A 22063-nucleotide genomic window follows, 5' to 3' on the forward strand; every position below is an offset into this window, starting at 1 on the left:
TTATGTAAGATTACCTTGTCAGCAATTCTTTCAACTGAATAAGATTTCAGACATTTGTATCATGAATAAAAAAGAATTACGCATTGTTTACATGGGTACCCCGGAATTTGCGGTGCCTTCTTTGGAGATTTTGGTAGAAAATGGCTGGAATGTGGTAGCTGTGATCACAGCTCCTGACAGACCAAAGGGAAGAGGTCAAAAAATGATCCCTTCACCTGTCAAAGAAGCTGCATTGAAGCATCAAATTCCGGTGTTGCAGCCAAACAACCTTAAATCTCCGGAATTTTTAGAAGAACTGAAATCTTACCGCGCGGACATTCAAGTGGTAGTTGCGTTCAGAATGCTCCCGGAAGCAGTCTGGAACATGCCTCCACAAGGGACCTTCAACCTGCACGCTTCCCTCCTTCCAGATTACAGAGGAGCAGCTCCGATCAATTGGGCTATTATCAACGGAGAAAAAGAAACAGGAGTAACCACCTTTTTCCTCAAGCATGAAATAGATACGGGAAGTATAATCTTTCAGGAAAAAGAACCCATTCATCCGGAGGATAACGTAGGATCACTTTACGAAAGGCTAATGCTAAAAGGGTCAGGATTGGTTCTGAAAACTATAGAAGCGGTAGCTGAAGATAATATAAGCCCTAAACCTCAGGATGAAAGCAAGTTTCACCACCATGCCCCAAAGATATTCAAAGAAACCTGTGAAATCGACTGGAATCAATCAGCTGCTGACATTCACAATCTGGTAAGAGGCCTGTCACCATACCCTGCAGCATGGACTACTTTGGACGGTAAAAACTGCAAAATTTTTAAGACGGAAGTTTTAGAAACCCAATCCTCCGATATTCAAGTAGGCACTTTCAAAACTGATGGCAAAAAATATTTGAAATTCCAGACCTCCTCAGGTCAGCTGGGTATTTTGGAGTTGCAGTTGGAAGGAAAAAAAAGAATGCCGATCGAAGATTTTCTAAGAGGGTATCAACCTCAAGGGAGGTAAACCCGGTCACAAATAGTTGAGCATCCTGGATATATTATTTTTTCAGGATGCCTTTGATTCCCATTTATACTATCTCTCATTCAAGTTGTACTTTTACTCATCAAAAACATTGACTTAATCACTGCTGAAAAAGCTTAACAAATTAGAATTGGCCAATACATCTTATTTTTCATAACTTGTTAAGAAAAATAAAATTCAGGAACTTATGAGAAATTTAAGCACACTATTATTGGCTATTTTTCTGGCAACTCCGTTTTTTGCCGAAGCCCAAATAATGAACCGCCTGAGGAATGCTGCCGAGCGCGGGGTCTCCAGAGCAGTGGAAAAAACCGTGGAAAATGAAGCTGAGAAGTTGGCTCAAAGACAACTTCAAAAAGCTTTTGCCGGGCTCTATGGCGAAGATGGAATGCCTGGAGTTGATTGGGATAAGTTGCTAAGTGGTATTTCCTCTGACGTAGAAGTGGCTGACCAATATGTATTCACAGGATATACTCTTCTGGAGATCACAGGAAAAGACGGCAAAGGCAAAGAAATAGAACCTATGAACATGACCGCATTCTTATCCGAGGACGTACAGGTGATGGGAATGGAAGTCGATATGGATCAGGGAAAGAAGAAAAAGGAAGAAGGCAAAGCCATCATGATTTATGATTTTTCCCGTAATGCTTCCATCATTCTGATGGAAAGTGAAGGAGAAAAGCAAAGGATGGCTTATGGTATTGATTTAGTCAAAATGGCTGAAGCCGTGGAAGTGGAAGATGTTGAGGAAGAGGATTTTCAGCTTAAGAAAACAGGAAATACCAAAACAATCAGCGGATACAGTTGTGAGGAATATGTGTATGATTCTGAAGAAGGTACTGGCAGCTATTGGATTACCAAGCAAGCTATTCAAGGCAAAAACACCTTTTGGGGGTCTGAAAACCCTCTTTTGACCTCAAAAATGAAAAATAGTAATTCGGCGCACTTCAAAGATCTGCCCCAAGGAAATCTCCTGGAAATGAACTATGTCAGCAAGCTGGATAAAAGTGTAATGGACATGAAAGTGATAGAAATCAACGATAACAAAAAGCAGGTTTTCAATATGAATGATTACCCGAGCATATTTGCAGGAATGCAGGCTGAGGGAAAATGATATTTGTCAATTGAAAAAAGTCAAATCATGGAGCCAGACATTTAAAAGTCTTTTTTATTTACATGATTATACGCCTCTTTACCAGTAAACTCAAATTCTGATATAAATGTGGGTTTCAAAACAATATCTGCAAGTATCTAATATCAATTAAAATAGATTTGAGCTGAAATTCCAAGCTTATTTTAATCAATTGCGAAGTTCCGTATATTCATATTTATTTATAAATTCTTCACATGATACTAAGATCCCAAAGTGAAAAAATCTCGCTTTGGGATCTTTTTTTGATTAAAATTGATTTGATTGCTTTATTTAAAAAAGAAAGTATATAAACACCTTAAACCTGAATCCCCTTGAAAATCTCAATCATAGTCGCCAAAGCCAAAAACAATGTCATTGGCAAAGACAACCAACTTATATGGAAGCTTTCTTCAGATCTGAAGTTTTTCAAGCAAATCACCTCCGGTCACCATATTATCATGGGCAGAAAAACCTATGAATCTGTAGGCAAACCGCTGCCCAACAGAACCTCATTGGTCATCACAAGAAATCAGGACTTCACCTTACCAGAAGGACACCATGTATTTCATTCTCTTCAGGATGCTATCAAATACTGTATTGGAAAGCACTTGGATCAGGTTTTTATCATTGGAGGGGCTGAAATTTACAATCAGGCCATGGATATGGCAGACGAACTTTTGGTGACTGAAGTGGATGCTGCCCCTGATGGAGATGTATATTTTCCTGAAATCAAAAAAGAAGACTGGAAAAAAACATCCTCAGAGAAGCATAAGCGGGATGAAAAAAATGAATACAATTTTGAGTTTGTAACCTACAAGAAAATCAGGCCATGACAAAGAAAATAGTCTGGATCACAGGAGCTTCCTCAGGAATAGGAGAAGCCTTAGCGAAAGAATACCTGTTGCATGGCCATATGGTGATTTTGTCTGCGAGAAATCTGGAAAAATTGGAAAGTATTAAAACCAACTCTAAATGCCCTGAAAATATTTTTGTTTTGCCTCTTGACCTTATTGATATAGACAGTTTTTCCGGCAAAGTCCAAAAAGCCATAAGTGCTTTTGGCAAAATAGATGTCCTGATCAATAATGGAGGCATAAGTCAAAGGTCTCTGGCAGCTGAAACAGATTTATCTGTAGACCGCAAAATAATGGACGTTAACTTTTTTGGCACCATAGCCTTAAGCAAAGAGTTGCTGCCACATTTTATTGGTAACAAATCGGGGCATTTTGGAGTGGTAAGTAGTTTGGTGGGAAAATTCGGTTCACCGTACCGTTCAGCTTATGCTGCCAGCAAGCATGCCCTGCATGGTTTTTTTGATTCACTTAGGGCGGAGCATTTTAAAGACAATATAGGGGTAACCATGATCTGTCCAGGTTTTATTAAAACCAACGTATCCATTAATGCTTTAACAGGCAATGGCAGTCCGCTCAAAGAAATGGATGACGCCCAAGCCAAAGGAATGCCTGCTGAGGCTTGTGCAAGGCAGATCTACAAAGCCATTGAATCAAGAAAAGAAGAAATTCTCATTGGAGGAAAAGAAAAGTTTGCTGTTTACCTGAAGAGACTGTTCCCTGCTGTATTTTCAAGGATACTTCGAAAAGCGAAAGTGAGGTAGATGGTCTTTAAATTGGATTTACGATTTACGAAGGACGATTTACGAGGCTCTTTCTGATTTCAAACTACTTCAAGTCACTTGTTTCAAATTTATTTTCTCGCCTTCGAGGTTTTTTAAATCCTCCGAGGTAAATGTCTCCTTAAGCTGTCTTTTATTGTTTCTCGCCTCGCGATCCTTGTTTCTCGTATCTCGATTCTAGCATCTAATCTCTCGCTTCTTCTACCTACCCACTCCTACAAGCCTAAAAGGCAACAGAAGCAAATTTTTGACAAAGGAAAATGAAATATCAATGGCAAAGCCCAAAAGCCTGAACGGTAACAACAGCAACCAAACAATTGGATAAAGTATTAGGGCAAGAACTGCCAATGGCCAGCAAAGAACCGCCAATATCAACCAGAGTAAGAGTGTCAGCATATTGGATTTTTATTCAGTCAATACAATTTTGAGACCAGCCATGCCAAATCTGCCCTCAATAAAGGAGAAAGGGATTTTACAAAAAAACTCCTTTGTCCCTTGTCCAAATGCGAAACAGAATATGTTCGAAACTGAACAATAAAAAGCTTCCTCTTTATACTTTGAAATATTCCCCTTCAGATAAATATTGATTGATAGTCTTGCCTATATTCCTATTTTAGCAATTCAATCAAGACACCCAATATATGCTTAGAAATTGCTTTCAACTGCTGGTATTTTTCTTGTTCTTAGTTCCGGCCATAGCACAGGAAAACCTGGACAGGTGGAAATCCCATGCCCAAAACACCGAAATCATCAGAGATGAATATGGTGTCCCCCACATTTATGGCAAAACCGATGCTGATGCAGTGTTTGGTATGATTTACGCCCAGTGCGAGGATGACTTCAACCGTGTGGAATCCAATTACATATTTGCCTTGGGTAGAAAAGCGGAAGTAGAAGGTATTCAAGAACTCTATGCTGACCTCAGGATGAAGCTATATATTGATGAGGAAGTACTTAAGCAAGAATACAAGGAATCTCCAGATTGGCTTAAATCCTTGATGGACGCTTGGGCTGACGGGATCAATTATTTTCTACATTCCCATCCGGAAATCAAACCTAAGTTACTGACCAAATTCGATCCTTGGATGGCGCTGGCCTTCTCTGAGGGCAGCATAGGCGGAGATATTGAAACAATTTCGGTCAATGAGCTCAAAAGTTTCTATGATAAAGACTTCCATGCTGGCTTGGTGTATCAGGAGCGGGATTGGGATGAGGAACCCAGAGGATCAAATGGCTTTGCCATAGCTCCAAAACTTTCTCAAACTGGCAATGCCCTTTTATTTATAAATCCTCATACATCCTTCTATTTCAGGCCGGAAGTTCATATGATTTCCGAAGAAGGATTAAATGCTTATGGAGCGGTTACTTGGGGACAGTTTTTTATCTATCAAGGATTCAACGAATACAACGGATGGATGCATACTTCCAGCAGGGCCGATGCCATTGATCATTTTGCGCTGACTGTTGAAAAAAGAAACGGGAAATACCATTACAAATTTGGAGAGGAATGGAGACCACTTACCGAAAAGAAAATCCTTACCAAATACAAAGAAGGTGATCAGTTAATCGAAAGAGAATTTACGGCGTTTTATAGCCATCACGGCCCGGTCATTCGCGAAGAAGGTGGCAAGTGGGTCGCCATCGCCTTGATGGTAGAGAGGCAAAAGGCTCTTACCCAATCCTATACTAGAACAAAAACAAAAACACACGAGGAATTCAAGGCCACCATGGACCTAAAGACCAACTCCTCGAACAACACGGTGTATGCCGATAAAGATGGTAACATTGTGTATTACCATGGGAACTTCATTCCGAAAAGAAACCCGGATTTTGATTGGAGAAATGTGGTGGATGGCTCCAATCCGGAGACTGACTGGCAGGGACTTCATGAAGTGGATGAGATGATCTATATTGAAAATCCTGAGAACGGTTGGATACAAAATTGTAATTCTACTCCCTTTACCGCGGCAGGTCCATACAGTCCAAAGCGAGAAGATTATCCGGCCTATATGGCTTGGGACCTCGAAAATGCCCGCGGGATCAATGCTGTAAGGATCATGAAAAACAAGGAAAATTACACCATGGAATCCCTAACCAAAGAGCTTGGCTACGAACCTACCCTGATGGCTTTTGATCCACTGATTCCTGCCCTTGTAAAAGCTTATGAAGCTTTACCGGCCAATCACTCCCAAAAGAATTCCCTTTCGGAACCGGTCAAAGTTTTAAAAGACTGGGATTTGAAAACAGGTGTTTCTTCTGTGGGTACCTCCATCGCTGTTTTTTGGGGAAATCAACTGATGGCAGAAGTTAGAAATATGGACAGGCCTTGGGATGCATATATTTTTGATTATATCGCTGAAAACATGGAAGGTCCGGCCATGCTTGATGCCTTAGAAAGAGCAGTAGACAAACTTAAGGAGGATTTTGGTACCTGGAACACGCCTTGGGGAGAAATCAACAGGTTCCAAAGGGTCACCAATGAAATACAGGGGAAATTTTACGATGAGCTGCCAAGCTTACCTATTGGATATAACTCTTCCCTGTGGGGTTCTTTGGCAGCTTACGGAAGCAGATCGTATCCAAACACCAAAAAGTGGTATGGGAATGTAGGCAACAGTTTTGTGGCCGTAGTGGAGTTCGGTGATAAAGTTAAGGCAAAGAGTCTGCTTGCCGGAGGGCAAAGCGGAAACCCATTTTCACATCATTTCGTCGATCAGGCAGAGATTTATGCTGCCGGAGAATTTAAGGATGTACACTACTATAGGGCAGATGTAGAAACCAATGCCAGAAAGAAATATAGACCTGGTCAGTAAATAATTTTATCAAACACAAATCAATGGCAGCCAAACGGTTGCCATTTTTGATTTTCCCTGATGATCAAGGGTTTTTCATTTATGATATTTCGCTATTGCATACATTTTTATATAAATTGAAAAAAAATCCAATCCAAATGAAAGTCACATTTAGCACTTTGACCCTTCAAGAGGAAGCGGTCAAAACCCAGAGCAACAGCGCCACTTCAATCAGACAGATTCCTACCTATGTGTATGCTTCTGTCTTTTCCTCCCTTTGTATCGTTATTGGATTGATCTGGGACATTTCCTGGCACATGAGTGTGGGGCGTGACACCTTGTTTTCTCCACCGCATATTGCGATTTATGTGGGAGCAGTAATTGCCGGTGTCTTCTCAGGAATCAAAGTCCTCAAAACGAGTTTTTGGGGAACAGCTGCTGAAAAATCAAAAGCAATCAAGTTTTGGGGGATATTTCATGGTTCTTTAGGTGCTATGTTTTGTATCTGGGGAGCCTTTGCCATGCTGACCTCAGCACCTTTTGATGATTGGTGGCACAATACTTATGGACTCGATGTACAGATCCTCTCTCCTCCCCATGTACTTTTGGGATTGGGAATGATCATGATCCAATTTGGTGCGATGATATCCGTCACGGCGCTTCAAAACAGACTGCAAAACAATATCACAGAAAATACCCATGCCCAATTGCAGTGGATGTATGCCCTGACTGCGGGGATTCTTCTGGCCATGGTGTATGTGTTGGTTTCCCAGTATTTCTGGCCGTTTTTGATGCATGGAGCATTGATGTACCAGATTGCGGCCTTGACTTTTCCTATGTTTATGATTTCAGTGACATTTGCAGCACCATACAAATGGGCATGTACAAAAATGGCATTGGCTTACACCTTGATTATGGCTGCAATGGTTTGGATTCTGCCCCTTTTTCCTGCAGAACCAAGGTTAAGCCCTGTTTACAACCACATAACCACCTTACAGGCTTATCATTTCCCGATTCTTTTGATTGTGCCTGCCGTAGCAATTGACCTTATTATGGCCAGATTCAAGAACATAAATAAATGGTTTCTTTCAGGAATATTGGCTGTGGCGTTTTTGGCAACTTTTGTTCCGGCCCAATGGTACTTTGCTGAGTTCTTACATACAGAAGCAGCCCGCGGTTGGTTTTTTGGCAGGTCCTCATGGTCTTATATGAGTTCTCCTGATTATGCCTACAGGTATGCTTTTGTTCCCAGCAGTGTAGATACTGGATGGGCATTGGTCAAGGGCTTATTGATAGCCTTACCCATAGCTTGGATTACATCAAGGATCGGGCTTTCATGGGGGAATTGGATGAAACAGGTGAAAAGATGATAAAGCATAAAAATTTGGTTTTCCTCGCGTTGCTGGGAATTTGGTACCTGAGCATGGGGCATGTGGGTAGTCCCGGGGTGATTTTTGAAGGTATGATGGGTGATTACAGGGTCTTGGCCAATGTAGACCCACCTGATGTAATTCCGGGAACTGCCATGGTATCGGTCATACTTCCTGAAAATCCGGATGGAGTAATTTTAGAAGCAAGGCCAGTGTATTGGTCCGCCGGATTGATGGGAACGCCCACAGCAGATGCTTTGATATCGGTGCCCGGTGAACCGGGGAAATTCGAAGGAGAGATGTGGTTTATGCAAAGTGGTACTTCTAGCGTGCAGATTTTGCTTACCAAAGATGGGGAGACTTACGAAGCTGTGGTGCCCATCATGGCCATGCCAACAGCCCAAAATGAAATGCCCAAGGAACTCGGTATTGCCTTATCTGTTTTGGGGGTTTTCCTTGTTATCCTTTTGGTGACCATTTTTTCTTCAGCTATGGGTGACAGCATCCGCAATCCCGGTGAAGAAAGAAGCCCCAAAGGTCAAAGGAAAAGAATCATCGGTACAGCAATTGGGGCTGTTGTAGTTGGTTTAGTTCTTTGGGGTGGTAAATCCTGGTGGGACGCAGAGGCAAGGCAATACAATGAAACATTGTACCAGCCTTTTTCTGCTGAAAGCCAATTTATTGAAAGGGATGGGGGTAATTACCTGCGCTTAAAAGTGGACTCCACGGAACTGAAGTATGGTCAAATTACCCGCAAACTGAGCTATATGGTCCCAGATCACGGCAAACTCATGCATTTATTTTTGATCAAAAAAAATGAGCTTGATGTATTTGCCCATTTGCATCCTAAGAGATTGGATACTTTGAATTATGAAGTTCAACTTCCACCTTTGCCTGCTGGTGATTATCACGTTTTCGCAGATATAACAAGATATACCGGATTCTCTGAAACCATAGTTTCCGAACTTTCAGTACCGGAATCGGCTAATTTTCAACTGGCTTCTAATAGGGAATTCAGATTGGGAAGAGATGATACTTTTACATTTTCCAATCCCATAGGAAATAAACCACTGGTTTTGGATGGTGACATCATGGTATGTGGTAAGCCAGGCCTGATGACTGATCTTCCTGGAGGATATTCTGCCATGTGGGAGACAGAGACAGGTAAGTTTGAAGCAGGAAGGCTATACAGTCTGGATTTTGCTTTGTTCGATGCTGAGGGAGAACCTGCCCAGCTGGAATCCTATCTGGGCATGATGGGACATGCAGTTGTGTTGAAGCATGATGGATCGGTTTACATCCACTTGCATCCCACCGGTACGTATTCCATGGGTTCTCAGCAAATGCTTCTGGAAAGGTTTGAATCAGGATATGTGGGATTTAATAACCTTCCCAAAAATTTGAGTTTTATGGACAGTGTAGATCAGGTGCTCTCATTTTTGGATGAATTGCCGGATAAGGAAAGAGACAGCCTGCTCATGGGAGATATGGTACACCTGCCCTATCTTGAGGATCCCGAACACGAGGACCATAGTATGGTTAGATTCCCATATGCATTTCCACAACCAGGTGATTACAGGGTGTGGATTCAGGTGAAAATTGATGGAGAAATCGTCAATGGAGCTTTTGATGTAGAAGTAATCTGAAGCTGTGGAAAGTGAATTCCCGGCTCAAAATCCAAAAATTGCCTGGCTAAGTGAGCTGAGCCTACCTTCCACTCCTGGAATAGGTGATGGGTAAGAAAGGAAACCAACATGGCACGCATCCTAAAATTCAAATATCCCGTCTCTACCAAGCAACGCATACAGGCATCTATTAATGGAATGCCGGTTTTTCCTTTCTTCCAAGCTTCTAATTTGGCCTCATCCAGTGGCTTTTCTATAGTTTCGAACCCCTTGTTGAGGTGCCGAAATTCCATTTCAGGTTCCATTTCAAATTTTTGTTTAAAATGACATTGATTTTTTCCATCCACTTGTAAACAATGCCATTTCCTCAAAGTTTTTACACCATGGACAAATCAAAAAATCTTTCAGCAGAAGAAGTTGACAGGATAATCGAAATGGCATGGGAAGACCGTACAACTTTCGATGTTATAGAGCAGCAATTTGGACTAAGTGAAAAAGAAGTCATTCAATTGATGCGAAGGGAGATGAAGGAAAGCTCCTTTAGAATGTGGAGGAAAAGGGTTCAGGGCAGAAGCACCAAACACGCCGCTAAGTCACCTGATGATATGCTCATCTTCAAATCACGCATGCAAAAAGGAATAGCTCTGAATAAAATCAGTAAGAGGAAGTGATCAGAAGCTACTTGGCTTTTGTCCATTCAACTGTGCGCCCAATGAGAGATACCCCTACGTAGCCTCTAACTTCCAAAGTTTGGTCGTTTTTCTTCCTCAAGGTACAGGAGTAGTTTTTTCCGTTTCTAGGGTCATAGATGGTGCCATCCTCCCATTTACCATCATTGAATTTGAAGTCTTCCAGCAGTTTCATTCCCAAAATCGGCCTATTTCTTTTACTTTTATCCGAATTGTTTTCATCAAGTACTGGCTTCCCGTCAATCTCCGGTTCATCCATCCATATGATTCTACCATGGTACTTATTCTGATCTTTGAAAATCTCAATTTTGGCGTCCTTTTCTGTAGTGTACCACTCTCCCAAAATATCATCGGGATTTTGCCCGTAAGCGAATGAACTGAAGGTCATTAAAAGCAGCACGACCAATAATTTTGGATAATTTTTCATGATAAAATTCACTTTTGGATTATTTGAAAACTTATAAGTAATACTTTTACAAGCCAAACTGACTAAAAATTGTTTCATTTTGTGAATACTGTTAAGATAAATTAACAATAGGAATGAGTACCGTAGAATCAAAGGGTGAAATGTCAATCAAATGGAAGGAAGAGGAGTTATTGTTGTTGCCGGAAAAATGCATCTTCTCCAAAACCACTGAATCCCTTTTGATCGCTGATCCGCATTTTGGGAAAGCTGCCCATTTCAGGAAGTCCGGGGTACCCATCCCTGAAAATGTACACGTACATGACTTCCTTAAATTACAGCAGCTTATCAACCAATACAATCCAAAGCATGTGTATTTTCTTGGGGATTTGTTTCACAGTGATTTCAACTCATCTTGGGATGACCTGGAGACTTTCTTGGATTACTTTCAGGATATCACTTTTCACTTGATCAAAGGAAACCATGACATACTACCGGATGTGATTTACCGTTCGGGTAAATGGCAGGTTTATGATTCTTCCCTAAAGGTTGGTGGCTTACTGCTGAGTCATGAGCCCTTATCAAGTGTTCCCGAAGGTGTATTGAACCTTTGCGGGCACATCCACCCTGGAATACGGCTAAAGGGAATGGGAAGACAAAGCCTGACATTGGCATGTTTTTTTCTCAGCAAGAATCAAATGATCCTGCCTGCATTCGGAAGGTTTACAGGCTTGGCTACCATGAAGGCCAAATCAGGTGACCTTGCCTATGTAGTAACAGGCAAAAAAGTAATTGCTGTGGATTTCATGGAATAAGATTGGTTTACTAAACCAAGCTGTTTAATTTTGGCACAATTCATCAGGAATATGAGGGTAAATCCAAGAAAGAAAACCAGATTAGGAAGGTTTAAATTTGTCTCCGTACTTTTCAGCACCACGCTTTCACTCTTTATAGTAGGGCTTTTTGGGGTAATTGTCATTCAGGCAAAGACCTTGACCACCATAATCCGTGAAAATATAGAAGTGCAGGTTTTTCTCAATAAGGGTTTGAGCGAACAGGATATCAACAGAATTGGGACTTCTCTAAAGAACAAACCTTACGTATTGCAAAAGGACGAAGAACCCTCCATCACATTTATCTCCCAAGATGAAGCAGCAGCCTCTTTTTTGGAAGATACAGGAGAAGATTTTACAAAATTCCTAGATGACAACCCATTGAGAGACAGCTACACCATTGCCATAGCAGAGGAATATCAAACTGCCGAACAGATTGAAGAGCTGGTGGAGGAAATCCAGCTGATAGATGGAGTGTTTGAAGTTACTTACATGGCCGATCTGGTAGAATCCATCAACCAAAACCTAACGAAGGTAGCATTGGTGATGGGAGGATTCATACTCATCCTGATCTTTACCGTAGTGATGCTGATCAACAATACGATCAAACTGGCTTTATTTTCACAAAGGTTTCTGATCAGAAGTATGCAGCTGGTAGGGGCTACACGAGGATTCATCCGAAAACCTTTTCTGGGCAGGGCATTGGCATTTGGGATACTTGCAGGTATCATCGCCTCCGGATTGTTGATGGGAATAATTGAATACACCAAGGCCAACATAGATGGCTTTGCCATGCTTCAGGATTATACTTTACTATATTATCTCTTTGGAGCATTGGTAATCATTGGAGCCCTATTGTCTGTATTGAGTACCCTACAGGCCGTTAATAAATATTTAAACATGTCTTTGGACGAATTATACTAAACCATGACAAATCCACATTTTGCATTTACCAAAAAGAACTACATACTGATGCTCATAGGTTTGGGTATCATAATCCTCGGCTTTACCATCATAGGTCTTGACAAAGAGCCTCATGGATTTGGGTTCTTAGGCACTGTTTTGGGGCCGATTATCACATTGGCCGGATTCATTTTTCAGTTTTATGCCATTTTCCACAAGTCAGAAAAAAAATAACAATTCATGGAAATAATTGATGCGATCATCCTTGGCATTATCCAAGGTTTGACCGAATTTTTGCCTGTGTCATCAAGTGGACACCTAGAGCTTGCTTCTGCATTATTGGGTGACGAAAAAATCCCGGAAGAGAGTATGATGTTTACTGTGGTGCTGCATTTTGCTACGGCATTGGCTACTTTGCTGGTTTTCAGAAAAGACATTGCAGAGCTGATCGAAGGGATTCTTAAATTCAAGTGGAATGAAGAGACCCAATTTGCTGCGAAAATCGTCCTTTCGATGATTCCAGCTGTCATAGTAGGTTTGTTTTTCGAAGAACAATTGGAGCAGTTTTTTGGAGGCCAAGTGGTATTTGTAGGATTTATGCTCTTGGTAACGGCACTTTTGCTTTTTCTTGCGGACAAAGCCAAAAACACAGAAAAGCCTGTCAGCTTTCCTAATGCCGTTTTGGTAGGTTTGGCCCAGGCAGTAGCGATGCTACCCGGAATATCCCGGTCTGGAGCTACCATTTCTGCCTCTGTGCTTTTGGGTATAGACAAGACAAAGGCTGCGAGATTTTCATTCTTGATGGTAGTCCCTTTGATTTTTGGTAAAATTGCGAAAGACATACTTGATGGCGCCTTGACGTACAGCAGTGAAAGTTTTGGCTACTTGACTTTCGGCTTTTTGGCAGCATTTGTATCAGGGTATTTTGCCTGTACGTGGATGATTGCTTTGGTAAGGAGAAGCAAGCTTACCTACTTTGCCATATATTGCAGCATAGTGGGCTTGATTGCCATTTTCGCTGGATTATATTTGTAGTATGCAGGAAGAACCCTACGGAGAAGTTTTTTTGATCAATAAGCCCTTGGAATGGACTTCTTTTGATGTAGTCAAAAAGGTGAGAAATGTCTTGAAAATCAAAAAGGTCGGACATGCAGGCACGCTGGACCCATTGGCTACAGGACTATTAATTGTATGCGCAGGCAAAAAAACCAAATCCATAGAGACCTTTATGGGTCAGGAAAAGGAGTATACAGGAACTTTTGAGCTTGGGAAAACCACCGAAAGTTTTGATCTGGAAAAGCCTGTAGAAGAAATAGCAGATCCTTCTCACTTGAGTTTGGATCAAGTGAAGGCTGCCGTCGCACAGCTTACCGGTGATATTTTACAAATACCGCCCATGCACTCGGCTATAAAAGTGGATGGAAAGCGGGTCTATGAGTCTGCCAGAAAAGGTAAGGAAGTTAAAATGGAACCTAGACCAGTCACTGTTTCCGTTTTTGAAGTCACTAAATTTGAAAACCCTACAGTACATTTTAGAATTGTATGTTCTAAGGGTACCTATATCAGGAGTTTGGCTAGAGATCTCGGTGAAATATTGCAAGTAGGTGCATACATGTCTTCCTTATGCAGGACAAGAATCGGCTCCTATGCCCTTGACCAAGCTGAAGACTTAGGCCAATTAATAGAAAAAATCAAAGCAAGAAAGGATGAAAATATATGAAGGTGTAGACCATTTTGAAAAAGTATCCAACGCGGTGGTGACAAGCGGAACTTTTGACGGTGTACATCTTGGTCATCAAAAGATCCTACAAAGACTTTCAAACATTGCGAAGGAAATCGGAGGAGAGACCGTTTTGATTACTTTTTGGCCACATCCCAGAATGGTCCTTTACCCCAATGAGCACAAGCTCAAATTACTCTCTACCTTTGAAGAAAAATCCAGGTTGCTAAAGAATTTTGGAATAGATCATTTATTGACCATTCCCTTTACGAAAGAATTTTCGAACCTCAGTTCAGGTGAATTCATCCAAAAAATCATCATTGATACCATTCAAACCCGTAAATTGGTCATAGGATATGATCATAGGTTTGGTAAAAACAGAGAAGGCAGCTTTGCGTATCTCAAAGAAAACAAACACAAGTTTAATTTTGACTTGGAGGAGATTTCCAGAGAAGATGTTGATGATGTAGGGGTTTCTAGTACCAAAATCCGAAAGGCCCTGGAAGAGGGGAATGTACAGATCGCAAATGAATACCTGGGCAGGGATTATGAAATCAACGGAATTATTATCAAAGGCCAGCAACTTGGCAGGTCCATAGGTTTCCCTACAGCCAACATTCATGTACCCCATGACTATAAACTAATACCTTGTAACGGAGCATATGCCGTCACGGTGTATGTAGAGGGCAGCAGGTATAATGGTATGCTGAACATTGGAATGCGGCCTACCGTGAATGGAGAAAGCCAAACCATTGAAGTGAATTTGTTTGACTTTGACGGAGATCTATATGATAAGAGAGTCTGTGTACATTTCAAATCCTACCTCCGACCTGAAAAAAAATTCGCTGGATTGGAGGCCTTAAAATACCAACTGGCAAAAGACAAAGAAGATGCACAGCGCATCTTAACCCAAAAATAACTTAAAGCTCAAAAAAATGATCAATAAAACAGTAGCAAATGCCCGAGAAGCAGTACAAGACGTCAGCTCAGATATGGTATTGATGTTCGGAGGATTCGGTCTTAGCGGTATTCCGGAAAATTGCATCAAAGCACTTTTAGAGAAAGATCTCAATGGACTGACCTGCATTTCCAACAATGCCGGTGTGGATGATTTCGGAATTGGACTGATGCTTCAAAAGAAAATGGTCAAGAAAATGATTTCTTCCTATGTGGGAGAAAATGCGGAGTTTGAAAGACAGTTGCTGAGTGGTGAATTGGAAGTGGAGCTTATTCCACAGGGAACATTAGCCGAAAGAGTCCGGGCAGGAGGCGCAGGAATTCCGGCATTTTTCACACCAGCAGGTGTAGGCACGGAAGTAGCCGATGGAAAAGAAATCAGGGAATTTGACGGTAAATTGTATTTGCTGGAAAGATGGTTGAAAGCAGACTTCGCATTTGTGAAAGCCTGGAAAGGAGATACCGCAGGTAATTTGGTTTTCAAAGGAACTGCCCGAAACTTCAACCCTATGATGGCGGCAGCCGGAAAAATCACCATCGCTGAGGTAGAAGAATTGGTCCCCGCCGGTGAATTGGACCCCAATTCCATCCACACACCGGGAATATATGTCCAAAGGATTTTTCAGGGCGTAGATTATGAGAAAAGGATAGAACAAAGGACGGTTTCTAAGAAATGACATATACTTAGTGATATATAGTAGAAATATACTTCGTGAAATAAATAGAAATATGCCTTTGGTGATATAGATTTCTAGGTCAGGCCGGATTTGGAGGAATAAGCCTTGATTTCATCTCCATATTTCAAATATATTTCTACTGTATTTCAATTGTGTTTCAACCTTATTTCTACTTTATCCCGAATCGCTTCGCTCTCGGGACTTCCGCTAAAGCTCCAGTTTCAATCGTATTTCTACTGTATTTCAATTGTATTTCAACCTTATTTCTACTGTATTTCAAGCATAGTTATATAAACCCCAAAACAACTTAAAGACATGTTAAATAAAGATCAAATAGCCCAAAGAATAGCCAAAGAGGTCCAGAATGGACAGTATATAAATTTAGGGATCGGTATTCCCACATTAGTGGCCAACTACATTCCTGATGATCTGGAAGTGGTCCTCCAATCCGAAAACGGATTATTGGGTATTGGTCCATTTCCTACGGAAGATAAAATCGATCCGGATCTGATAAATGCAGGGAAGCAGACCATTACCATGGTTAAAGGTTCAGCATTGTTCAGTTCCGCGGAATCCTTCTCCATGATAAGAGGAGGACATGTTCACCTGACGATCTTAGGGGCCATGGAAGTTTCTGAAACAGGTGACATCGCCAATTGGAAGATTCCTGGCAAAATGGTAAAAGGTATGGGAGGAGCTATGGATTTGGTAGCCTCGGCAGAAAACATCATTGTGGCCATGCAGCATTGCAGTAAAGATGGTCAGCCCAAATTACTGAAAAACTGTAGCCTTCCTATCACTGGAATCCGTTGTGTCAAAAAGATTGTCACTGACCTTGCAGTACTGGAAGTCTTACCTGAAGGAGGATTCAAATTGCTTGAGCGCGCCCCAGGAGTGAGTGTAGAAGAAATCAAGCAAAAAACAGAAGGTCGTTTGGTCGTGGAAGGAGAAATTCCCGAAATGGTTTTTGATTAATTGGGTTTGAAAGTTTGGGCCTTCCATTTACTAAATATATTCGCGGTAACATCATCATAAAGGCATTATCATTTAATAATAGAATTTATCTCATATTCCATATACCCGGCAGTATTTTTCATACACTCTTGCCCAAAAAGTCCTTGGATAACATATAGTGACAAATCTATACCCGCAGCAACTCCGGCTGCGGTTTTTATTTTACCCAAGTCTACAAACCTTTCATCCCTTTTGGGAGTGGAATTTTTTGCCAAGTCCATCACATCCTCAAAAACGGATTGATGGGTGGTAAAGGCTTTGTCATCAAGATACCCCAATTTGGCCAAAATCCGCGCACCACTACAGACTGACATGGTTACTTGGGTGTTGGGAATGAGTTTATTTATGCAACTCATCATCCAACTGTCATTTATCACGTTTTTGCTACCGTCTCCTCCTGGAATAACAAGGATATCGACAGATTGGATTTGCCCTAAATCAATATCGGGAATTACCTTCAAACCGTTTTTGGCATGGATTACCTCACCATTTTTACTTACTGTTGTGATGTTCATCAGTTGATAGCCGGACAACTCGTTTGCAACTGAAAACACCTCAAATGGTCCTGCAAAATCCAGAACCTCTACCTCATCAAACAGTAGTATCAGGACTTCAATCTTCTTTTCTGCCATAATTTTTGATATCAGGATATTGCCTTTTCATTCTTTCCAGTCCCTAAATTAAATGAATAATTGACTTTAAGAATAAATTAGGCTGTCATAAAATTATATACTATTTTGAAAGGATTTTTGAAAATTGATGGAACTGGACGATAATCTATTATACGCTTTTTTGTTGACTACCATGGCGGGCCTTTCTACCGGTATTGGAGGTTTGGCTGCCTTTAGCAAGCATGCAAGAAAAAGCAAATACCTGGCTTTTGGACTTGGTCTGGCCGCTGGGGCGATGATATACATTTCATTTGTTGAGCTGATTTTTGGAGCATTGGAAACCTTCAAGGACAATTATGAGGAGGAATCAGAAGCTTACTTAAGAGTGACGCTCTATTTTATCGGAGGTTTGGTCATCATAGGTCTTTTGGGGGTTCTCATTTCTTGGATTGCTGACCGGTTCAATATTTCCAAGGAAAACCTTGCCGAAATCGGAGCCAAAGAACTGGATGACAAAAAAGCAAAAAGTCTTTATAAAACAGGAATTATAACAGCCATCGCTCTGGCCGTACATAATTTACCGGAAGGCTTGGTGACTTTTTTGACCACCATTCAGGATGTCAATCTGGGGATTGGAATTGCCATAGCTATCGCCATTCACAATATTCCCGAAGGACTGGCAGTTGCCCTGCCCATCTATCATGCCACCAAGAGCAAGAAAAAAGCACTTTTGGTTACATTAGCAGCAGGACTCTCTGAACCTATTGGCGCAGGTATCGCGTATTTCTTATTTTTCGAAAATGCTGATCCTGATGTTTTTGACGTAGTCAATGTTTTTGTAGCCAGTATAATGGTGTATGTGGCATTCTTTGAGCTACTGCCCCAAGCATACAAAACCGGCCATGAAACACACAGTAAATGGGGACTCATAGCCGGTTTCGGAATTATGGGAATAAGTATTGCTTTGTTGGCTTAACTCCCTTGCTTATCTGCAACCCACCTATAAGCATTTACAAAAGCTTCCATCCATGGGCTGATTTCTTCATTGGCCCTTTCTGCTGGATAATAAGGCCAGTTCCATGGCTTCAATGACCTTTCAATGTGGGGCATGATGGCTAAATGTCTGCCATCTGATGATGCAATTCCAGCTACTGAATAATCCGATCCATTTGGATTACCCGGATAGCCTTGATAGGAATAAGTCATCCCAATATGATATGTACTTTTCTCTTTAGGCAAGGAAAACTTTCCTTCTCCATGTGCCACCCAAACGCCAAGTCTTTGGCCGGATAAGCTACCGAACATCACCGTATCGTTTTCAGGTATATCTACATTGACAAATGCAGACTCAAACTTGTGACTTTCATTGTGCAGCATCTTGGGCTTTTGGTCATGATCTGTTGTAACCAAACCTAACTCCACCATCAGTTGACAACCGTTGCAAACACCTAAACTCAAAGTGTCTTTACGGGCATAAAAATTATCCAAAGCCTGTTTGGCCTTTTCATTGTAAAGAAAAGCACCAGCCCACCCTTTGGCAGACCCCAAAACATCTGAATTGGAAAAACCTCCAACAAAAACGATCATCTGAATATCTTCCAGATTTTCCCTGCCGGAAATCAGGTCAGTCATGTGGACATCCTTGACATCAAATCCTGCCAACCAAAGTGAATAGGCCATTTCTCTATCCCCATTGACACCTTTTTCACGGATGATAGCTGCCTTTTTACCGGATGGCTCTTTTCTAAAGGGATTCAAACCAAAGGAATCAAAAGTTCCTTTCCAGTCCTCCCCGAATTTGTAAATGAGTTTTTGGTTTTTGTAATTGGAGAACCTTTCCAAAGCCAGTTTATCTCCCGATTGCTTTTTGTCCAACAAATACGAAGATTTAAACCAAGTATCTCTCATTTCCAACACATCCAGTTCCAAGGATATCTGATCCATATTAACCTTTCCATCCAAGGTCACATCTGCAATGGAAACATAAGAAATGCCATAATTGGCCAATACTGCTCTAGTCCTTTCAGGATTGCTCACCTGGATCAAAACCCCCGGGTTTTCTGCAAAAAGTGACTTGACATAATCCCCTTCAGCCAATCTGTCCAATTTGACTTTTAAACCTACACTTTCGGATGGAAAACACATTTCTAAAAGAGAAGTGATCAAGCCCCCTGAACCAATGTCGTGTCCGGCCAATAGTTCACCTTTTTCGATCAGTTTTTGAACAACCATAAATGCTTGGGAAAAATAGTAAGCATCCTTTACATCCGGTACCTCCTGCCCTACTTTGTTGAGCATTTGGGCAAAACTTGAACCTCCCAGTTTGGGTGAGTCCTTTGAAAAATCTATGAAGTAAACCTTAGAGCCTTCTACAGGCTTTAGATCAGGAGATATCGTAGCTTTTGGGTCAGAACACTCCCCAACCGAAGAGATGATTACTGTCCCCGGAGAATAAACGGTCTTTCCACCTGGATATTTCTGTGTCATGGACAGGGAGTCTTTACCGGTAGGAATATTCAGACCAAGTTCAATAGCAAATTCAGAAACCGCTTCTACAGCCCTGTATAACCTGTCATTTTCACCTTCATTTTTGGCTGGCCACATCCAGTTGGCACTCAAGGACACCCCTGACAAACCATCCGTAATAGGCGCCCAAACAAGATTGGTCAAGGCTTCCGCAATCGCCAAACGGGATCCTGCTTCGGGATTAGCCAAAGCAGCTACCGGGGCATGTCCTATAGAAGTTGCAATGCCTTTGTCCGCATTGAAATCCAAGGCCATCACAGCCACATTATTAAGAGGCAATTGGATCTCACCCGTAGTCTGCTGTGTCGCTACCCTTCCCGTTACCGACCTGTCTACCTTATTGGTCAACCAGTCCTTACAGGCCACAGCTTCCAGCTGCAGCACATCAGAAATGTAACCCTTCAGTTGTTCGGCTGAATACTCCGGTTCTGAATAGTTAGATTGGGAGGTTTTGTCCTCCAAAACTGTCTTAGGACTACTTCCAAACATATTGGCCAGGTTCCAATCTACAGGTTTGGCACCAGTCGGGCCATGCTCGAATTTAAAGTGCATGTCACCGGTAGTTTCTCCAACTACATAAAAAGGAGCCCTTTCCCTATCGGATATTTTCTTTAGTATTTCTACGTCTTTTTCATGGACTACCAATCCCATTCTTTCCTGAGATTCGTTTCCGATGATCTCCTTATGGGACAAGGTAGGATCTCCTACAGGAAGCTTGTCAATATGGATCGTACCTCCGGTTGTTTCCACCAGTTCAGAAAGACAATTGAGGTGTCCTCCAGCACCATGGTCATGAATCGAAATGATCGGGTTATCCTTGCTTTCAGCCATGGCACGGATCACATTGGCCACACGCTTCTGCATCTCCGGATTGGACCTTTGAATGGCATTCAACTCAATAGCATTGCTGAATTCACCCGTATTGACGGAAGAAACTGCTCCTCCTCCCATACCAATGCGGTAATTGTCACCACCCATGACGATAATTTTATCGCCCTTGCCCGGCTCATTCTTTTTGGCATATTCCTTTCTTGTAAATCCTATCCCTCCAGCCAGCATAATGACCTTGTCAAATCCATGGGATTTTTCATTCTCCTCATGCTCAAAAGTAAGTACCGACCCACAGATCAGGGGCTGACCGAATTTATTTCCAAAATCAGAAGCTCCGTTGGAAGCTTTGATCAGAATATCCATCGGGGTCTGGTAAAGCCATTTTCGCTCTTCGAGGTTTTTTTCCCAGCTCCTGTTTTTTTCCGAACGGGGATAAGAAGTCATGTATACTGCCGTACCGGCAAGAGGAATGGACGCAGTACCACCTGCCAATCTATCTCTGATTTCTCCACCTGACCCTGTTGCTGCACCGTTGAACGGTTCCACGGTTGTTGGAAAATTGTGGGTTTCGGCCTTGAGAGAAAGGACCGTGTCAATGGTTTCTGTCTCAAAAAAGTCAGCTTTGTCCTGTGTCTTGGGGGCAAATTGTTGCGCTTTTGGACCATCCACAAACGCCACATTATCTTTGTAAGCAGAAACGATCTTGTTGGGGTTTCGCTTGGAAGTTTCTTTGATCAGTTGAAAAAGGGTCTTTTCCTTTTCAACCCCGTCTATGATAAAAGTCCCATTGAATATCTTGTGGCGGCAATGTTCGGAATTGACCTGACTGAATCCAAAAACTTCAGAATCTGTCAAAGGTCTTTCCAACTGCTTGCTGACACCTTCTAAGTAAGTGATTTCTTCATCACTGAGTGCAAGCCCTTCTTTTTCACTGTAGGACTTGATATCTTTTACTTCAATGATATCCTCAGGCTCTAGGTGAATGTCAAATATTTCCTGATTGAGTCCATGGTATTCCTTTTGGAGCATGGGGTCAATATTATCCCCTTCCTTTAGCGGGAAATATTCCTCTATCCTTATAATACCTTCAATGCCCATGTTGACGGTGATTTCAACCGCATTGGTGGACCATGGAGTAATCATTTCTTTTCTGGGTCCGGCAAACTTACCTTCCACTTCTTTACTCTGAAGCTGAGTAGCCTCACCAAAGAGCCAGGTCAGTTTATCGATATCTTGGGAATTTAATGGGTGTTTTGCCTGAACTGCATAAATCAGGTCTTTGGGGGATTGGAAAAAGAGGATCATGTGCTGTTTTTTGAAGCCTTTTTTGAG

Annotated in this window: 21 protein-coding genes; 17 read left to right on the forward strand and 4 right to left on the reverse strand. The window is 41.7% G+C overall.

The window, feature by feature from the left end; genetic code table 11:
• Positions 1–61: 61 nt before the first annotated feature.
• From fmt to EGN73_RS16600, 7 genes are all read left to right on the forward strand, one after another.
• Positions 62–997, forward strand: a complete 936-nt coding sequence (gene fmt, locus EGN73_RS16570) for a methionyl-tRNA formyltransferase (RefSeq protein ID WP_219292482.1) — start codon at positions 62–64, stop codon at positions 995–997.
• A gap of 205 nt (positions 998–1202) precedes the next feature.
• Positions 1203–2129, forward strand: a complete 927-nt coding sequence (locus tag EGN73_RS16575; RefSeq protein ID WP_219292484.1) for a DUF4412 domain-containing protein — start codon at positions 1203–1205, stop codon at positions 2127–2129.
• A 350-nt stretch (positions 2130–2479) separates the two neighbouring features.
• A complete protein-coding gene (locus tag EGN73_RS16580) occupies positions 2480–2980 on the forward strand; it encodes a dihydrofolate reductase (protein ID WP_219292486.1) in 501 nt (166 codons plus the stop codon).
• Complete coding sequence (locus EGN73_RS16585; protein ID WP_219292488.1) at positions 2977–3762, forward strand: SDR family oxidoreductase; 786 nt, start codon at positions 2977–2979, stop codon at positions 3760–3762. The genes EGN73_RS16580 and EGN73_RS16585 overlap by 4 nt, the downstream gene beginning before the upstream one ends.
• A gap of 659 nt (positions 3763–4421) precedes the next feature.
• Positions 4422–6593 (forward strand): penicillin acylase family protein, encoded by a 2172-nt coding sequence (locus EGN73_RS16590; protein WP_219292490.1) that lies wholly within the window; start codon positions 4422–4424, stop codon positions 6591–6593.
• Between the two features lie 137 nt (positions 6594–6730).
• Complete coding sequence (locus EGN73_RS16595) at positions 6731–7942, forward strand: hypothetical protein (protein WP_219292492.1); 1212 nt, start codon at positions 6731–6733, stop codon at positions 7940–7942.
• Complete coding sequence (locus EGN73_RS16600; protein WP_246611632.1) at positions 7939–9588, forward strand: hypothetical protein; 1650 nt, start codon at positions 7939–7941, stop codon at positions 9586–9588. Before EGN73_RS16595 ends, EGN73_RS16600 begins: the two co-directional genes overlap by 4 nt.
• On the opposite strand, the gene EGN73_RS16605 is transcribed toward EGN73_RS16600, so the two are convergent.
• Positions 9531–9872, reverse strand: a complete 342-nt coding sequence (locus tag EGN73_RS16605) for an FAD-binding domain-containing protein (RefSeq protein WP_219292494.1) — start codon at positions 9870–9872, stop codon at positions 9531–9533. The two genes, EGN73_RS16600 and EGN73_RS16605, sit on opposite strands and share 58 nt — an antisense overlap.
• 78 nt (positions 9873–9950) lie before the next feature.
• On the opposite strand from EGN73_RS16605, the gene EGN73_RS16610 reads away from it, so the two are divergent.
• Positions 9951–10238 carry a TIGR03643 family protein gene (locus tag EGN73_RS16610; RefSeq protein WP_219292496.1) on the forward strand — a complete coding sequence of 96 codons (288 nt, stop codon included), beginning with the start codon at positions 9951–9953 and terminating at the stop codon, positions 10236–10238.
• Positions 10239–10245: 7 nt separating this feature from the next.
• Here EGN73_RS16610 and EGN73_RS16615 read toward each other — a convergent pair whose 3' ends face one another.
• Complete coding sequence (locus EGN73_RS16615; protein ID WP_219292499.1) at positions 10246–10683, reverse strand: DUF2147 domain-containing protein; 438 nt, start codon at positions 10681–10683, stop codon at positions 10246–10248.
• Between the two features lie 113 nt (positions 10684–10796).
• Here EGN73_RS16615 and pdeM point away from each other — a divergent pair, with 113 nt between their 5' ends.
• The 8 genes from pdeM to EGN73_RS16655 all read left to right on the forward strand — a co-directional run bounded on the left by pdeM (position 10797) and on the right by EGN73_RS16655 (position 16724).
• Positions 10797–11474, forward strand: coding sequence for a ligase-associated DNA damage response endonuclease PdeM (pdeM, locus tag EGN73_RS16620; RefSeq protein WP_219292501.1), 678 nt, complete (start codon positions 10797–10799; stop codon positions 11472–11474).
• Positions 11475–11525: 51 nt separating this feature from the next.
• A complete protein-coding gene (locus EGN73_RS16625; RefSeq protein ID WP_219292815.1) occupies positions 11526–12416 on the forward strand; it encodes a cell division protein FtsX in 891 nt (296 codons plus the stop codon).
• Between the two features lie 3 nt (positions 12417–12419).
• Positions 12420–12629, forward strand: a complete 210-nt coding sequence (locus EGN73_RS16630) for a DUF3098 domain-containing protein (RefSeq protein ID WP_219292503.1) — start codon at positions 12420–12422, stop codon at positions 12627–12629.
• A 6-nt stretch (positions 12630–12635) separates the two neighbouring features.
• Positions 12636–13430 carry an undecaprenyl-diphosphate phosphatase gene (locus EGN73_RS16635; RefSeq protein WP_219292505.1) on the forward strand — a complete coding sequence of 265 codons (795 nt, stop codon included), beginning with the start codon at positions 12636–12638 and terminating at the stop codon, positions 13428–13430.
• 1 nt (position 13431) lies between these two features.
• Positions 13432–14115 (forward strand): tRNA pseudouridine(55) synthase TruB, encoded by a 684-nt coding sequence (gene truB / locus EGN73_RS16640; protein WP_219292507.1) that lies wholly within the window; start codon positions 13432–13434, stop codon positions 14113–14115.
• Positions 14102–15034 carry a bifunctional riboflavin kinase/FAD synthetase gene (locus EGN73_RS16645; protein ID WP_219292509.1) on the forward strand — a complete coding sequence of 311 codons (933 nt, stop codon included), beginning with the start codon at positions 14102–14104 and terminating at the stop codon, positions 15032–15034. The genes truB and EGN73_RS16645 overlap by 14 nt, the downstream gene beginning before the upstream one ends.
• A 16-nt stretch (positions 15035–15050) precedes the next feature.
• Positions 15051–15749, forward strand: a complete 699-nt coding sequence (locus tag EGN73_RS16650; protein ID WP_219292511.1) for a CoA transferase subunit A — start codon at positions 15051–15053, stop codon at positions 15747–15749.
• 315 nt (positions 15750–16064) lie between these two features.
• The gene (locus EGN73_RS16655; protein ID WP_219292513.1) at positions 16065–16724 is read left to right on the forward strand and encodes a 3-oxoacid CoA-transferase subunit B; all 660 of its coding nucleotides are present in this window, start codon (positions 16065–16067) and stop codon (positions 16722–16724) included.
• Between the two features lie 68 nt (positions 16725–16792).
• On the opposite strand, the gene EGN73_RS16660 is transcribed toward EGN73_RS16655, so the two are convergent.
• Positions 16793–17395 (reverse strand): DJ-1/PfpI family protein, encoded by a 603-nt coding sequence (locus EGN73_RS16660; protein WP_219292515.1) that lies wholly within the window; start codon positions 17393–17395, stop codon positions 16793–16795.
• A 127-nt stretch (positions 17396–17522) separates the two neighbouring features.
• On the opposite strand from EGN73_RS16660, the gene zupT reads away from it, so the two are divergent.
• A complete protein-coding gene (zupT, locus tag EGN73_RS16665) occupies positions 17523–18350 on the forward strand; it encodes a zinc transporter ZupT (RefSeq protein WP_219292517.1) in 828 nt (275 codons plus the stop codon).
• Here zupT and purL read toward each other — a convergent pair.
• Positions 18347–22036, reverse strand: a complete 3690-nt coding sequence (gene purL / locus EGN73_RS16670) for a phosphoribosylformylglycinamidine synthase (RefSeq protein ID WP_219292519.1) — start codon at positions 22034–22036, stop codon at positions 18347–18349. The two genes, zupT and purL, sit on opposite strands and share 4 nt — an antisense overlap.
• Between the last annotated feature and the right edge of the window lie 27 nt (positions 22037–22063).

This window comes from Arthrospiribacter ruber (genome assembly GCF_019343195.1).
GTDB lineage: Bacteria > Bacteroidota > Bacteroidia > Cytophagales > Cyclobacteriaceae > Arthrospiribacter > Arthrospiribacter ruber.

What these genes read in the sequence shown, in the direction of transcription:
- fmt (WP_219292482.1), top strand. Translation starts at nt 62, where the DNA reads ATGAATAAAAAAGAATTACGCATTGTTTACATGGGTACCCCGGAATTT.
- EGN73_RS16575 (WP_219292484.1), top strand. Translation starts at nt 1,203, where the DNA reads ATGAGAAATTTAAGCACACTATTATTGGCTATTTTTCTGGCAACTCCG.
- EGN73_RS16585 (WP_219292488.1), top strand. Translation starts at nt 2,977, where the DNA reads ATGACAAAGAAAATAGTCTGGATCACAGGAGCTTCCTCAGGAATAGGA.
- EGN73_RS16590 (WP_219292490.1), top strand. Translation starts at nt 4,422, where the DNA reads ATGCTTAGAAATTGCTTTCAACTGCTGGTATTTTTCTTGTTCTTAGTT.
- EGN73_RS16595 (WP_219292492.1), top strand. Translation starts at nt 6,731, where the DNA reads ATGAAAGTCACATTTAGCACTTTGACCCTTCAAGAGGAAGCGGTCAAA.
- EGN73_RS16600 (WP_246611632.1), top strand. Translation starts at nt 7,939, where the DNA reads ATGATAAAGCATAAAAATTTGGTTTTCCTCGCGTTGCTGGGAATTTGG.
- EGN73_RS16605 (WP_219292494.1), bottom strand. Translation starts at nt 9,872, where the DNA reads ATGGAACCTGAAATGGAATTTCGGCACCTCAACAAGGGGTTCGAAACT.
- EGN73_RS16610 (WP_219292496.1), top strand. Translation starts at nt 9,951, where the DNA reads ATGGACAAATCAAAAAATCTTTCAGCAGAAGAAGTTGACAGGATAATC.
- EGN73_RS16615 (WP_219292499.1), bottom strand. Translation starts at nt 10,683, where the DNA reads ATGAAAAATTATCCAAAATTATTGGTCGTGCTGCTTTTAATGACCTTC.
- pdeM (WP_219292501.1), top strand. Translation starts at nt 10,797, where the DNA reads ATGAGTACCGTAGAATCAAAGGGTGAAATGTCAATCAAATGGAAGGAA.
- EGN73_RS16625 (WP_219292815.1), top strand. Translation starts at nt 11,526, where the DNA reads ATGAGGGTAAATCCAAGAAAGAAAACCAGATTAGGAAGGTTTAAATTT.
- EGN73_RS16630 (WP_219292503.1), top strand. Translation starts at nt 12,420, where the DNA reads ATGACAAATCCACATTTTGCATTTACCAAAAAGAACTACATACTGATG.
- EGN73_RS16635 (WP_219292505.1), top strand. Translation starts at nt 12,636, where the DNA reads ATGGAAATAATTGATGCGATCATCCTTGGCATTATCCAAGGTTTGACC.
- truB (WP_219292507.1), top strand. Translation starts at nt 13,432, where the DNA reads ATGCAGGAAGAACCCTACGGAGAAGTTTTTTTGATCAATAAGCCCTTG.
- EGN73_RS16645 (WP_219292509.1), top strand. Translation starts at nt 14,102, where the DNA reads ATGAAAATATATGAAGGTGTAGACCATTTTGAAAAAGTATCCAACGCG.
- EGN73_RS16650 (WP_219292511.1), top strand. Translation starts at nt 15,051, where the DNA reads ATGATCAATAAAACAGTAGCAAATGCCCGAGAAGCAGTACAAGACGTC.
- EGN73_RS16655 (WP_219292513.1), top strand. Translation starts at nt 16,065, where the DNA reads ATGTTAAATAAAGATCAAATAGCCCAAAGAATAGCCAAAGAGGTCCAG.
- EGN73_RS16660 (WP_219292515.1), bottom strand. Translation starts at nt 17,395, where the DNA reads ATGGCAGAAAAGAAGATTGAAGTCCTGATACTACTGTTTGATGAGGTA.
- zupT (WP_219292517.1), top strand. Translation starts at nt 17,523, where the DNA reads ATGGAACTGGACGATAATCTATTATACGCTTTTTTGTTGACTACCATG.
- purL (WP_219292519.1), bottom strand. Translation starts at nt 22,036, where the DNA reads ATGATCCTCTTTTTCCAATCCCCCAAAGACCTGATTTATGCAGTTCAG.